The sequence below is a fragment of the Leifsonia sp. 71-9 genome (genome assembly GCF_001898805.1).
Taxonomy (GTDB): domain Bacteria; phylum Actinomycetota; class Actinomycetes; order Actinomycetales; family Microbacteriaceae; genus Leifsonia.
In genome coordinates this window covers 602,999-615,200 of the sequence record NZ_MKVJ01000021.1, presented here as the reverse complement: position 1 = coordinate 615,200, position 12,202 = coordinate 602,999, and the positions used below count along the sequence as shown (strand labels likewise).

The following is a 12,202-nucleotide window of genomic DNA, read 5'->3' as shown; positions in this document are numbered from 1 at the left end:
CGCCGTCTCGGCGCATTCGCGTGCACGATGTGCCACCTCGGCGAAGCGAGCGTGAGCGCTACTGCAGGATGAACTGCTTGGTCTCGGGGGACGCGATCCCCGCGACGGTGGTCGTCAGGTGGTACGACGCACCCGCCGCCGGAACCTGCTCGCGGGTCGCCTGGCAGGTGGAGGGGTCGGAGCGCGTCCGGTCCCAGGTGATCGGCGTCTGCGACGAGATGGTCTTGCCGGGCTGGAGCAGCACCTCCGCGTCGACCTTGTCGGTCTGGCAGTCGGTCGACTTCCAGTAGGTCTCGGAGCCGCTGGTGATGGTGAAGACCTGCTGCGCCGTCCCGGCGTCGATCTTGCACGCGGTCGAGCCGGTGTTGGTGATCGCGACGGACAGCTGCGGCAGCTCGCCCGCGGCGTAGGTGGCCTTGTCGGTCACGGCTTCGACGCGGACGTTCGCCGTGTCGCAGGCGGCTCCGCTGGCGGTCGCGCTGGACGTCGGGATGCTGGTCGCGGGAGGCGTGGTCGTCTTGGGCGCGCTGGTGGTGGCGGCCGGTGCGGGGGCGCCGTCCGACGCGCCGGGGCGCACGATGATCAGGACGACGACGAGGATGACGGCGAGCAGGCCGATCCCGAGGATGAGCCGGCGTCGCCAATAGACCTTGCTCGGCTGGGGGCCGACAGGATGCTTGAACGTCGACATGCCCGCAGCATAGCCGCGCGCCGCCGGTATCCCGGGCGCAACGCGCTCAGAGCAGCTTCAACATCCTCGTATTTCCCAGGGTGTTGGGCTTCACGCGCGCGAGATCGAGGAACTCGGCGACGCCCTCGTCGTTGGAGCGGACGAGCTCGGCGTACAGGGTCGGGTCGACCGACTCCTCCCCCATGTCCTCGAAGCCGTTGCGCTCGAAGAAGCCGACCTCGAACGTCAGGCAGAACAGGCGGCTGAGCCCGAGCTCGCGGGCGTCCGTCTCGAGCCGCTCCAGCAGCGCACGGCCGACACCGCGCCCCAGCCACTCCTCCGAGACCGCGAGGGTGCGCACCTCGCCGAGGTCGCTCCACATCACGTGCAGCGCGCCGCAGCCGATCAGGTTGCCGTCGGCATCCTCCGCGACCCGGAACTCCTGCACGGCCTCGTAGAAGGTGACCGTCTCTTTGCCGAGCAGGATGCGTCGTCGGACGAGCGGCTCCACCAGCTGCTGGATGCGCGCCACGTCTCCCGTGCGCGCGCGCCGGACCCGGACTGCGCTTGCCTCACTCACCGTTCCACCCTACCGACACGCAGAAACCGCCGGACACTCGTGTGTCCGGCGGTTTCCGAGAGGGCGTGGATCAGCCGTTGGCGGCGAGGTCCGGCGTGGCCGGGCCGGTGCCGATGGCGGCCGCCGCGTTGACGCCGGCGCCGATCGAGTCGGCGCGCGCCGTCGTCGTGAAGACGAACTCCCCGTCGCGGAAGTCGACGTGGACGTGGTCGCCCGCGTTCAGCTCGCCGTGCAGGATCTTCTCGCTCAGTCGGTCCTCGATCTCGTGCTGCACAGCGCGGCGCAGCGGGCGGGCGCCGAGGGTCGGGTCGAACCCGACCTCGATCAGCCGCTCCTTGGCCGGCACCTCCAGCTCGATCGTCATGTCGCGGTCGAGCAGACGGTCGGACAGGCGCTTGATGAACAGGTCGACGATCTGCAGCAGCTCGGCCTTGTTCAGCTGCGGGAAGACGATGATCTCGTCGACGCGGTTCAGGAACTCGGGCTTGAAGTTCTTCTTCAGCTCCTCGTAGACCTTGCCGCGCATCCGCTCGTAGCCGGTGGTCGGGTCGCCCTCGATCTGGAAGCCGACGGGGCCGCCGGAGATGTCCTTCGTGCCGAGGTTGGTCGTCATGATGATGACCGTGTTCTTGAAGTCGACGACACGACCCTGACCGTCCGTCAGACGTCCCTCTTCCAGGATCTGGAGGAGCGAGTTGAAGATGTCGGGGTGCGCCTTCTCGATCTCGTCGAAGAGCACGACGCTGAACGGCTTGCGGCGGACCTTCTCGGTGAGCTGGCCGCCCTCTTCGAAGCCGACGAACCCGGGAGGGGCGCCGAACAGTCGCGAGACCGTGTGCTTCTCGCCGTACTCCGACATGTCGAGGGAGATCATGGCCGACTCGTCGTCGAACAGGAACTCGGCGAGCGCCTTGGCGAGCTCGGTCTTACCGACACCGGTGGGGCCGGCGAAGATGAACGAGCCGGAGGGGCGCTTCGGGTCCTTGAGGCCGGCACGCGTGCGTCGGATGGTCTTGGAGAGCGCCGCGATGGCCTCCTCCTGACCGATGACGCGCTGGTGCAGCGCCTTCTCCATGAAGACGAGGCGAGCGGACTCCTCCTCGGTGAGCTTGAACACCGGGATGCCCGTGGCCTGCGCCAGCACCTCGGCGATCAGGCCCTCGTCGACCTCTGCGGTGGTCTTCACGTCGCCGGAGCGCCACTGCTTCTCGAGGCGCAGTCGCTCGCCGAGGAGGTTCTTCTCCTCGTCGCGCAGGCCGGCGGCCTTCTCGAAGTCCTGCTCCTCGATCGCGGCCTCCTTCTGCGAGCGCACGGCCGAGATCTTGTCGTCGAACTCGCGCAGCTCCGGCGGGGCCGAGAGGATCGACAGGCGCAGGCGGGCGCCGGCCTCGTCGATCAGGTCGATGGCCTTGTCGGGGAGGAAGCGGTCCTGGATGTAGCGGTCCGCCAGGTTCGCGGCCGAGACGATCGCGCCGTCGGTGATGGACACCTTGTGGTGCGCCTCGTAGCGGTCGCGCAGGCCCTTGAGGATGTTGATCGTGTGGGGCAGCGACGGCTCGTTGACCTGGATGGGCTGGAAGCGGCGCTCGAGCGCGGCGTCCTTCTCGAAGTGCTTGCGGTACTCGTCGAGCGTGGTCGCGCCGATGGTCTGCAGCTCGCCGCGGGCCAGCAGCGGCTTCAGGATGCTGGCGGCGTCGATCGCGCCCTCGGCGGCACCCGCGCCGACGAGGGTGTGGATCTCGTCGATGAAGGTGATGATGTCGCCGCGGGTGCGGATCTCCTTGGTGACCTTCTTCAGGCGCTCCTCGAAGTCGCCGCGGTAGCGGGAGCCGGCGATGAGCGAGCCGAGGTCGAGCGTGTAGAGCTGCTTGTCCTTGAGCGTCTCGGGCACGTCGCCGCGCACGATCGCCTGGGCGAGGCCCTCGACGACGGCGGTCTTGCCGACGCCGGGCTCGCCGATCAGGACGGGGTTGTTCTTGGAGCGGCGCGACAGGATCTGCATGACGCGCTCGATCTCCTTCTCGCGTCCGATCACCGGGTCGAGCTTGTTGTCGCGAGCGGCCTGCGTGAGGTTGCGGCCGAACTGGTCGAGGATCTGGCTACCGGCCTGCGCGGTGTTCTGATCGTTGCCCCCGACCTGGACCTGCTCCTTGCCCTGGTATCCCGAGAGGAGCTGGATGACCTGCTGGCGCACGCGGTTGAGGTCGGCGCCGAGCTTCACGAGCACCTGGGCGGCGACGCCCTCGCCCTCGCGGATCAGGCCGAGGAGGATGTGCTCCGTGCCGATGTAGTTGTGGCCGAGCTGGAGGGCCTCGCGGAGGCTGAGCTCGAGCACCTTCTTGGCGCGCGGGGTGAAGGGGATGTGGCCGGTCGGCTGCTGCTGGCCCTGGCCGATGATGTCCTGGACCTGCTCGCGGACGGCGTCCAGCGAGATGCCGAGCGACTCGAGCGCCTTGGCGGCGACACCCTCACCCTCGTGGATCAGGCCGAGCAGGATGTGCTCCGTCCCGATGTAGTTGTGGTTGAGCATCTTGGCCTCTTCTTGGGCCAGGACGACGACGCGGCGGGCGCGGTCGGTGAATCTCTCGAACATGTCTACTCCTCGCGACGCCTTGCAGGGTCGGCATCGATACAAAGAGAGTAACCACCGCACCCTGCATCCCGGGCCCCTGTTCGCCGTGGGCGTGACGGGGCTTGCGTGTGATGACGGGCTGTGCAATCGTATCGATAGTCGTTATTAACGAATGTCGATACGTGGAGGAGAGCATGAGCACCGTCGAGGGATACCGCCAGTCGAAGGGCGATCGGGCGTCGATCGTCGCGTTCATCGTGGCGGGCGTCGTGCTCGCGGGATGGTCGATCGTCCAGGCCGTCCGCACGATCGTGGAGGCAGCGGCCAACCGCGACGTGCGCGTCCTCGCCGACTTCGCGGGCACGACCGCCCAGGCGCCGATCGGCCCGGGCGGGGCCATGCGCGAGGTCGAGCTCGCCACGGCGTATGTGACGGCGCCGCAGCTGCCGGTCGCGTCTTTCGTGGCGCTCATCCTGCGCGAGATCCTGGCGGCGGCCACCGTCGTCGGCGTCATCGTCTGCCTCGTCTGGCTCGCCGTCAACGTGCTGCGCGGGCGGATCTTCTCGCGCGGCAACACCGCGCTCGTCGCCATCGCGAGCATCTACGGCCTGGTCGCCTGGGCCGGGATCGCCCTGCTGAACACGATGGTCGCGAACGGCGCGATCGCCCGGATCAGCGACCGGGACTTCGACAACCCGGTCATGTCCATCCCCCTGCAGCCGCTGCTGCTCCTGGCCTTCGCCGCCGCCATCGTCGCCACCGCGTTCACCGTGGGCGACCGGATGCGGCGCGACACCGAGGGCCTCGTCTGATGGGAGACGAGGAGTCCGGGGTCCACTGCCGGCTCGACGAGCTCCTCGCCGAGCGCGGGATGACCGTGGTGCGGCTCTCGGAGCTGGTCGGCGTCAGCGTCGTCAACCTCTCCATCCTGAAGAACGACCGTGCGAAGGCGATCCGCTACTCCACCCTGGTGGCGATCTGCCGCGCGCTGGAGTGCGAGATCGGTGACCTGCTCGTCCTGGCGCCGCCGGCGGCCTGACCGGCGGGGCTAGCATGCAGCGCATGAGCATCGCATTGGAGAACGTCGGCATCGCGGTCCGCGATCTGGACGAGACCATCGCCTTCTTCACCGACCTCGGCCTGACCGTGGTCGGGCGCGACGAGGTGAGCGGCGAGTGGGCCGACACCGCCGTCGGACTGGACGGCAACCACGCCAGGATCGCGCTCCTCCAGACACCCGACGGCCACGGCCGCCTCGAGCTCTTCGAGTACATCCACCCGGACGCGATCGAGACCGAGCCGACCCTCCCGAACGAGATCGGCATGCACCGCGTCGCGTTCTCGGTCGACGACATCGACGAGGCGCTGGCGATCGCCGCGAAGCACGGCGTCCACCCGCTGCGCGGCGTCGCGAACTACCAGGACGTCTACAAGCTGTCGTACCTGCGCGGGCCCAGCGGCATCATCGTGATGCTCGCGCAGGACCTGACGAAGGGCTGACCCCGGAGCCTGCTACTCACTCCGGCCCTGCTGCGCCTCGGCGTTCAGCCCTGGAGGCCCGGGATGGTGAGGGTGCCGTCCGGGAGGGTGATCGTCACGTCCGAGGTGGTCGTCACGCCTTTCGGCGTGGTGAAGACGGTCGTGTGGGGCACGTAGTCGCGGGTGCAGACGCCGCCCGGCGCCGGCGAGAGCGTCCCCTTCAGCTGGTTGTCGCCGGTGACGCTGATGGACGCCACGGTGGGCGCGCACGTCGAGCTGCCGTAGAGCACGATGCCGAACTGGCGCCCGTCGTCGAGCCACGCCGCCCAGGAGGCTCCGCCCGCGCTGCTGGCCGGGGCCTCCACACCGGTTGGCTCGCCCGAGTAGTCCTTGACGGGCTGCTGCTGGGACTTGATCCCGCAGCCCGCGAGCGCGACCAGCACCAGCATCCCTCCGGCGAGGGAGAGCAGGGGGCGGGTCGCGGTCCGGGGCACGGGACCATTCTAGGAACGGGACGCTGGGAAGCGGCGCCGCGCTGCCGCGGGAAGCCTAGGATGCCGCTATGAGCAACCTGGAGCGCGACCCGGCCGAGGTGCTCGCGGTCGGCACGGCGCTGGCGGAGCCGGCCCCCGCGACCGGCGGCGACGTGGAGATCCTGGAGCCGCGGGACGTGCCGCTCGGCGGCCCGCGCGCGATGAACGTGCGCCGCACGCTGCCGCAGCGCCGCCGCTCGCTCATCGGCGGCTGGTGCTTCATCGACCACTACGGCCCGGACGACGTCTCCACGACCGGCGGGATGCGCGTCCCGCCGCACCCGCACACCGGCCTGCAGACCGTCAGCTGGCTCTTCGAGGGCGAGATCGAGCACCGCGACAGCGTTGGCAGCCACGCGCTCGTGCGGCCCGGCGAGCTCAACCTGATGACCGCCGGGCACGGGATCAGCCACTCCGAGGTGTCGACGCCCGAGGCGCGGGTGCTGCACGGCGTCCAGCTCTGGGTGGCGCTGCCCGCGGCCTCCCGCGATGTCGCCCCGTTCTTCGAGCACCACGTGCCTCTCGCGTCGACGCTGGGCGCCGCCACCGTGCGCACGTTCGTGGGCTCGCTGGCCGGGAGCGGCACCGCGGCGACCGTCTTCTCTCCGCTCGTCGGCGCCGAGATCACGGCACCGGCGGGCGCGATCGTGCGCATCCCCCTCGACACCGCGTTCGAGCACGGCATCCTGGTGGACGCCGGCACCGTGACGGTGGCCGGCACCGGCCTCCCGGTCGCGCACCTCGGGTACCTCGCTCCCGGGCGCGATGCCGTGGAGGTCGTGGTCGGCAGCGACGGACCGGCCCGCCTCGTGCTGCTCGGCGGCGAACCGCTCGGCGAGCAGATCGTCATGTGGTGGAACTTCATCGGGCGCACCCACGACGACATCGTCGCCTCCCGCGCCCAGTGGCAGGGCGAGGTGATCGCCGGCGCCGACCCGCACGGCCGCTTCGGCACGGTCGACGGCTACGACGGCGCTCCGCTCCCCGCGCCCGAGCTCCCCACCGTCCGCCTCAAACCCCGCGGCTGACCCGGCGTCTCCCGCCGCCGAGGTTCACGACGTGGCGGTCAAAACGGCGCGAATGAGCGCAACGTCGTGAACCTCGGCGGCCGGGCATCCGCACAGGCGGAGGCGGTACGATGAGCGCGTTATGAACGACATCATCGGCGGAATCGTGTGGTCGCTGGCTCCGACCGTCCTGGTCGGGCTGCTCTTCTGGCTCATCATGCGCAAGATCGTGCACGCCGACCGCACGGAGCGGAAGGTCTACGCCCGCATGGAGGCCGAAGAGCGCGCGCGCCGCGGCCTCGCCCCCAAGCCGTAGCCTCCGCCGCCCCGGCACATTCGGCACGAATGTATGTTGAGGGGCGCGCTTTCACGACATTCGGCACGAATGTCGCCGCGGTACGACGGCGCCGCTCCCGCTACTGCAGCGCCGAGGTCAGCCGCGCGAGGTTGTCGAGCACCGTGGAGCGCAGCGGCTGCTTCATCCACTCGTCGAGCGTGAGCTCGCGGCTCTCGCGCCGGTAGCCGTCCTCGACGGCGCGCATCTCGGTCACGAACGAGCGGCCGCGCACCATCAGCGAGACCTCCATGTTGAGCTGGAACGAGCGCATGTCCATGTTGCTCGACCCGATCACGGCCACGTCGTCGTCGATCGTGAAGTGCTTGGCGTGCAGGATGTACGGCGCCTTGTACATCCAGATCTTCACGCCCGCGCGCAGCAGCACCTCGTAGTACGACCGCTGCGCGTGGTAGACGAGCGCCTGGTCGCCGATCTCGGAGACGAACAGCTCCACGGCGATGCCGCGCTGGGTGGCGGTGGTGATCGCGGTGAGCATCGACTCGTCGGGCACGAAGTACGGCGACGTGATGACGATGCGCTCCTGCGCGTAGTAGAGCAGGGCGAGGAAGAGCCGGAGGTTGTTCTCACCGGCGAATCCCGGCCCGGACGGGACGACCTGCGCGTCCAGCGAGTCCGGGCCGATCTCGTCGGTGATCGGCTCGGTCTCGCGGCGGAGCAGCTCGTCGGTCTCGCTGTACCAGTCGGTGATGAAGATGGCGTTCAGACCGGCGACGATCGGTCCCTCGAGCCGCACGATGAGCTCTTTCCACTTCAGCCCGCGGCGGATGTTGGACTTCTTGTTGTAGCTGCGGTCGATGATGTTCTGAGAACCCATGAAGGCGACGCGGCCGTCGACGATGAGCAGCTTGCGGTGGTTGCGCAGGTCGGGGCGCTGGTACTTGCCCTTGAACGGCTGGACCGGCAGCATCAGCTGCCAGCGTGCACCCATCGCGGTGAGGCGCTTGATGGTCCGCTTGTAGTCGCGCGTGCGCAGCGAGGCGATGTGGTCGAGCAGCACGCGGACGGTGACGCCGCGCTTCACCGCGTCGGCGAGCGCGTCGAAGAACGGCTCGGTGGTGTCGTCGAGGGACAGGATGTAGAACTCGACGTGCACGTACTTGCGGGCGGCCTGGATCTCGGCTGTCATCGCGTCGAGAGACCCCTTGTAGTCGCCGTTCAGGCTGGCCGAGTTGCCGCCGACCAGCGGCATCGCGCCCAGGTTGCGGTTGAGCAGCACGACCGACTCGAGCCACGACGGCCACGGGTGGTCGCGCCGCACGCGCTCCATGCCCTCGGTCGACTCGATGATGAAGTTGTTGATCTCGATCTGCTTGTCCCGGCGCCGCTTCGGGAGCTTGTAGCTGCCGATCAGCAGGAAGAACAGCACGCCGATGTACGGGATGAGGAAGATCGCGAGCAGCCACGCGGTCGCCGACGTGGGCTTGCGGTTGCGCGGGACGACGATGATCGCGATCACGCGGATGATGAAGTCGACGAGCAGCGCCACCACGACGATGGCGGTGCTCAGGAAACCTGCGTCCATCCGGTCCTCTCGGTCGCAGGCGCGCTCGGAGCGAAGCACCTACAGGGATACCGTAGCGAAGCGGAGGGACAATAGGGCGCCACCACCCGCGAATGGAGCCAGCCACGCCTCCCGTCACCGTCTTCCTGACCACCTGGTCGTTCGACCCGGCCGCCGCCATGCTGCTCGTCGCGGCCGCCGCGCTCTACCTCGGCGGGGTGCTGCGGTTGCGCCGCCACGGTCACCGCTGGCCCGCGCGGCTGACGCTGTGGTTCCTGCTGCTGGGGCTCGGCTCGTACGCGTGGATCTCGTTCGGCTTCCTCGGCGCGTACAGCAGCGAACTGCGGTGGGCGTTCACGACCAGGATCGCCCTGCTGCTCTTCGTCGTGCCCGCGCTGATGAGCCTCGGACGGCCGATCGCGCTCGCGCGGGTCGCCCTGTCGACCACGGGCCGCCTGCGCACCGAGCGCGTGCTGCGCTCCCGCCCGGTGCGCGTGCTGGGCAACGCGATGTTCGCGCCCGTCTTCGCGTGCGCCGTGTTCCTCGTGTTCCTCACCCCCGTGGCCGCGGTGCTGCGCGACTCGGTCTGGTCGGAGTGGACGATCTCGGTGCTGGTGCCGCTGGCCGGGATGCTGCTGGTCCTGCCGATCGCGGCGCACTCGGTCGTCCGCACCGGGTTCTTCATCACGGTCGAGTTCCTGCTGGCGTTCGTCGAGCTGCTGCTGGACGCCATCCCGGGCCTGCTGCTGCGCCTGAACGACAGCGTGCTCGACGGCGCGGCGCGCGTCACGGGGAGGCTGCCGTTCTGGTTCCCGAACGCACTGCACGACCAGCACCTGTCGGGCGACTTCCTGTGGTTCATCGCCGAGTTCGCCGACGTGCCGATCCTCGTCATCCTGTTCGTGCGGTGGATGCGGCTGGACCGGCGCGAGGCGAAGAAGGTCGACGAGCTGACCGACGAGCAGGTCGAGGAGCTCACCCGCGCCCACCTGCAGCGGCGCGGCTGAGCCCCTCGTCGGGTCCGCAGAAAGCGGCTACTTGACCAGCGGGAAGAGGATGGTCTCGCGGATGCCGAGACCGGTGAGGGCCATGAGCAGGCGGTCGATGCCCATGCCCATGCCACCGGTCGGCGGCATCCCGAACTCGAGCGCCCGCAGGAACTCCTCGTCGAGGCGCATGGCCTCGTTGTCGCCGGCCGCCGCGAGCTTCGCCTGCTCGACGAAGCGCTCGCGCTGCACGACGGGGTCGATCAGCTCGGAGTAGCCGGTCGCCAGCTCGAAGCCGCGGGTGTAGAGGTCCCACTTCTCGACGACGCCCTCGCGCGAGCGGTGCGCGCGCACGAGCGGGCTGGTGTCGACGGGGAAGTCCATCACGAACGTCGGGCGCACGAGGTCCGCCTTCACGTGGTGCTCCCACAGCTCCTCGACGTACTTGCCGGCGAGCGGGTGCTCGATCTCGATCCCGGCGTCGGCCGCCAGCTCGCGCAGGCGCGCGATCGGGGTCTCGGGCGTGATCTCCTCGCCGATCGCCTCCGAGAGGCTGTCGTACATCCGGATGCGGTCCCACTGGCCGCCGAGGTCGTACTCGGTGCCGTCGGCCCAGGTGACGACGTGCGAGCCGGAGACGGCCTGCGCGGCGTTCTGGATGAGCGTCTGGGTGAGGTCGGCGATCGAGTTGTAGTCGCCGTACGCCTGGTAGGCCTCGAGCATCGCGAACTCGGGCGAGTGCGTCGAGTCGGCGCCCTCGTTGCGGAAGTTGCGGTTGATCTCGAAGACGTGGTCGATGCCGCCGACGACGGCGCGCTTCAGGTAGAGCTCCGGCGCGATGCGCAGGTACAGGTCGGTGTCGAACGCGTTGGAGTGGGTCACGAACGGGCGGGCCGAGGCCCCGCCGTGGATGACCTGCAGCATCGGGGTCTCGACCTCGACGAAGCCGCGGTCGGCGAACGTCGCGCGCAGGCTCGCCATGGTCGCGGCGCGGTCCAGCACGGTCTTGCGGGCCTGCTCGCGCGCGATGAGGTCGAGGTAGCGCGAGCGCACCCGCGTCTCCTCGTTGAGCTCGTTGTGGAGGTTCGGGAGGGGCAGCAGCGCCTTGGACGCGATCTCCCAGCCGGTGACCATGATCGACAGCTCGCCGCGGCGGCTGGAGGCGACCTCGCCGGTGACGAACACGTGGTCGCCGAGGTCGACCAGCTCCTTCCAGGCGATCAGCGACTCCTCGCCGACGGCCGCCAGCGACACCATGGCCTGGATGCGCGTGCCGTCGCCCGACTGGAGCACGGCGAAGCACAGCTTGCCGGTGTTGCGCAGGTGCACGACGCGGCCGGCGACGCCGACCGTCTCGCCCGAGGGCTCGTCCGCGGCCAGGTGGCCCCAGGCCGCGCGGACCTCCGGGATGGTCGTGGTGACCGGCACCTGCACCGGGTACGCGCCTCCCGCGGCCGTCTCGGCCTGGGCGATGAGGCGCTCGCGCTTGCCGAGCCGGACGGCCTTCTGCTCGCTGATCTCGTCGTCCGTGAGGTCGGCCTGGGGGGTGGGCGCGTCGGTCATCGGTGTGTCTTCCGTTCGGCGGTGGTCGTCGTGTCGTCGGTGTCGGCTCAGGGGATCGTGATGCGCCGGTTGTCGATGAGACGCGTCGTGCCCACGCGGGCCGCGACGAGCATCAGTGCCGGGCCGTGGTGGCCAGGTGCCGCCTCGCGGAACGAGGGCTGGTCGACGATCACGAGATAGTCCAGCTTAACGGCTGGGTCGTCCTCGATGCGCGTCCGGGCGGCGGCGAGCGCGGCCTCCACCCCGCCCTGCGCGGCCTCGGCGCCCGCGGCGAGCGCCTGCGACAGCGTCACGGCGGCGACGCGGTCGTCGGACGAGAGGTACTGGTTGCGGCTCGAGAGCGCCAGGCCGTCGTCTTCGCGCACGGTGTCGACGACCGCGAGGGTCAGCGGGAGGTTCAGGTCGTCGATCATCCGGCCGACGAGGTGCACCTGCTGGGCGTCCTTCTGGCCGAAGACCGCGACGTCGGGCTGCACGATGCCGAACAGCTTGGCGACGACGGTCAGCATCCCGTCGAAGTGGCCGGGGCGGGACGCGCCCTCGAAGAGCGAGCCGACCTCCCCCGCCGTGACCCGCGTGGAGGACTCCCCCTGCGGGTACATCTCGGCCGCGCTCGGGGCGAAGACGATGTCGGCGACGCCCTCCAGCGCGGCGACGTCGGCGTCGAGGGTGCGCGGGTAGCGGTCGAGGTCCTCGCCCGGCCCGAACTGCAGCGGGTTCACGAAGATCGAGACGACCACGACGCCGGCGAGCTCGCGGGCCTGGCGGACGAGGCGCAGGTGGCCGTCGTGGAGGGCGCCCATCGTCGGCACGAGCGCGACGAGCCCCGCCGGGTCGCCGGCAGGGTCGGCGAGCAGGGCCTCGCGGCGGGCGCTCGCGATGAGCGCGCGCAGTTCGGCGATGGTGGTGACGACGTGCGGCATTCTCTCCCCTTCGACCGCGGCGCCCGTACG

At 69.8% G+C, this 12,202-nt stretch carries 13 protein-coding genes; 6 read left to right on the top strand and 7 right to left on the bottom strand.

The window, feature by feature from the left end; translation table 11 throughout:
* Window positions 1-58: 58 nt before the first annotated feature.
* The 3 genes from BGO91_RS19505 to BGO91_RS19495 all read right to left on the bottom strand — a co-directional run bounded on the left by BGO91_RS19505 (window position 59) and on the right by BGO91_RS19495 (window position 3,843).
* Window positions 59-691, bottom strand: coding sequence for a hypothetical protein (locus BGO91_RS19505; protein WP_290474393.1), 633 nt, complete (start codon window positions 689-691; stop codon window positions 59-61).
* A 46-nt stretch (window positions 692-737) separates the two neighbouring features.
* Window positions 738-1,250: an amino-acid N-acetyltransferase gene (locus BGO91_RS19500; RefSeq protein WP_290474392.1), complete on the bottom strand. Its 513-nt coding sequence runs from the start codon at window positions 1,248-1,250 to the stop codon at window positions 738-740.
* A 70-nt stretch (window positions 1,251-1,320) separates the two neighbouring features.
* The gene (locus BGO91_RS19495; protein ID WP_021764527.1) at window positions 1,321-3,843 is read right to left on the bottom strand and encodes an ATP-dependent Clp protease ATP-binding subunit; all 2,523 of its coding nucleotides are present in this window, start codon (window positions 3,841-3,843) and stop codon (window positions 1,321-1,323) included.
* A gap of 173 nt (window positions 3,844-4,016) precedes the next feature.
* Between BGO91_RS19495 and BGO91_RS19490 the strand changes: the two genes are divergently transcribed.
* Genes BGO91_RS19490 through BGO91_RS19480 form a run of 3 tightly spaced genes read left to right on the top strand, consistent with a single transcriptional unit; the run spans window position 4,017 to window position 5,322 of the window.
* Entirely contained in the window at window positions 4,017-4,634 is a 618-nt protein-coding gene (locus BGO91_RS19490) for a hypothetical protein (RefSeq protein WP_290474391.1), read from the top strand.
* Window positions 4,634-4,861, top strand: a complete 228-nt coding sequence (locus BGO91_RS19485) for a helix-turn-helix domain-containing protein (RefSeq protein WP_290474390.1) — start codon at window positions 4,634-4,636, stop codon at window positions 4,859-4,861. Before BGO91_RS19490 ends, BGO91_RS19485 begins: the two co-directional genes overlap by 1 nt.
* 23 nt (window positions 4,862-4,884) lie before the next feature.
* Window positions 4,885-5,322 (top strand): VOC family protein, encoded by a 438-nt coding sequence (locus BGO91_RS19480; RefSeq protein WP_290474389.1) that lies wholly within the window; start codon window positions 4,885-4,887, stop codon window positions 5,320-5,322.
* 44 nt (window positions 5,323-5,366) lie between these two features.
* On the opposite strand, the gene BGO91_RS19475 is transcribed toward BGO91_RS19480, so the two are convergent.
* Window positions 5,367-5,795, bottom strand: a complete 429-nt coding sequence (locus tag BGO91_RS19475; protein ID WP_290474388.1) for a hypothetical protein — start codon at window positions 5,793-5,795, stop codon at window positions 5,367-5,369.
* Between the two features lie 68 nt (window positions 5,796-5,863).
* On the opposite strand from BGO91_RS19475, the gene BGO91_RS19470 reads away from it, so the two are divergent.
* Complete coding sequence (locus BGO91_RS19470; RefSeq protein WP_290474387.1) at window positions 5,864-6,862, top strand: pirin family protein; 999 nt, start codon at window positions 5,864-5,866, stop codon at window positions 6,860-6,862.
* Window positions 6,863-6,983: 121 nt separating this feature from the next.
* The gene (locus BGO91_RS19465) at window positions 6,984-7,157 is read left to right on the top strand and encodes a hypothetical protein (protein ID WP_021764533.1); all 174 of its coding nucleotides are present in this window, start codon (window positions 6,984-6,986) and stop codon (window positions 7,155-7,157) included.
* Between the two features lie 100 nt (window positions 7,158-7,257).
* On the opposite strand, the gene cls is transcribed toward BGO91_RS19465, so the two are convergent.
* Window positions 7,258-8,721 (bottom strand): cardiolipin synthase, encoded by a 1,464-nt coding sequence (cls, locus tag BGO91_RS19460; protein WP_290474386.1) that lies wholly within the window; start codon window positions 8,719-8,721, stop codon window positions 7,258-7,260.
* Between the two features lie 92 nt (window positions 8,722-8,813).
* On the opposite strand from cls, the gene BGO91_RS19455 reads away from it, so the two are divergent.
* Complete coding sequence (locus BGO91_RS19455) at window positions 8,814-9,707, top strand: cytochrome c oxidase assembly protein (RefSeq protein WP_290474385.1); 894 nt, start codon at window positions 8,814-8,816, stop codon at window positions 9,705-9,707.
* A gap of 27 nt (window positions 9,708-9,734) precedes the next feature.
* Here BGO91_RS19455 and lysS read toward each other — a convergent pair whose 3' ends face one another.
* Window positions 9,735-11,249, bottom strand: a complete 1,515-nt coding sequence (lysS, locus tag BGO91_RS19450) for a lysine--tRNA ligase (RefSeq protein WP_290474384.1) — start codon at window positions 11,247-11,249, stop codon at window positions 9,735-9,737.
* Window positions 11,250-11,296: 47 nt separating this feature from the next.
* The gene (panC, locus tag BGO91_RS19445) at window positions 11,297-12,172 is read right to left on the bottom strand and encodes a pantoate--beta-alanine ligase (protein ID WP_290474383.1); all 876 of its coding nucleotides are present in this window, start codon (window positions 12,170-12,172) and stop codon (window positions 11,297-11,299) included.
* Between the last annotated feature and the right edge of the window lie 30 nt (window positions 12,173-12,202).

Coding starts and splice junctions, on each gene's coding strand:
- BGO91_RS19485 (WP_290474390.1), top strand. CDS start 4,634: ATGGGAGACGAGGAGTCCGGGGTCCACTGCCGGCTCGACGAGCTCCTC.
- lysS (WP_290474384.1), bottom strand. CDS start 11,249: ATGACCGACGCGCCCACCCCCCAGGCCGACCTCACGGACGACGAGATC.
- BGO91_RS19480 (WP_290474389.1), top strand. CDS start 4,885: ATGAGCATCGCATTGGAGAACGTCGGCATCGCGGTCCGCGATCTGGAC.
- cls (WP_290474386.1), bottom strand. CDS start 8,721: ATGGACGCAGGTTTCCTGAGCACCGCCATCGTCGTGGTGGCGCTGCTC.
- BGO91_RS19490 (WP_290474391.1), top strand. CDS start 4,017: ATGAGCACCGTCGAGGGATACCGCCAGTCGAAGGGCGATCGGGCGTCG.
- BGO91_RS19495 (WP_021764527.1), bottom strand. CDS start 3,843: ATGTTCGAGAGATTCACCGACCGCGCCCGCCGCGTCGTCGTCCTGGCC.
- BGO91_RS19465 (WP_021764533.1), top strand. CDS start 6,984: ATGAACGACATCATCGGCGGAATCGTGTGGTCGCTGGCTCCGACCGTC.
- BGO91_RS19470 (WP_290474387.1), top strand. CDS start 5,864: ATGAGCAACCTGGAGCGCGACCCGGCCGAGGTGCTCGCGGTCGGCACG.
- BGO91_RS19455 (WP_290474385.1), top strand. CDS start 8,814: ATGGAGCCAGCCACGCCTCCCGTCACCGTCTTCCTGACCACCTGGTCG.
- BGO91_RS19505 (WP_290474393.1), bottom strand. CDS start 691: ATGTCGACGTTCAAGCATCCTGTCGGCCCCCAGCCGAGCAAGGTCTAT.
- panC (WP_290474383.1), bottom strand. CDS start 12,172: ATGCCGCACGTCGTCACCACCATCGCCGAACTGCGCGCGCTCATCGCG.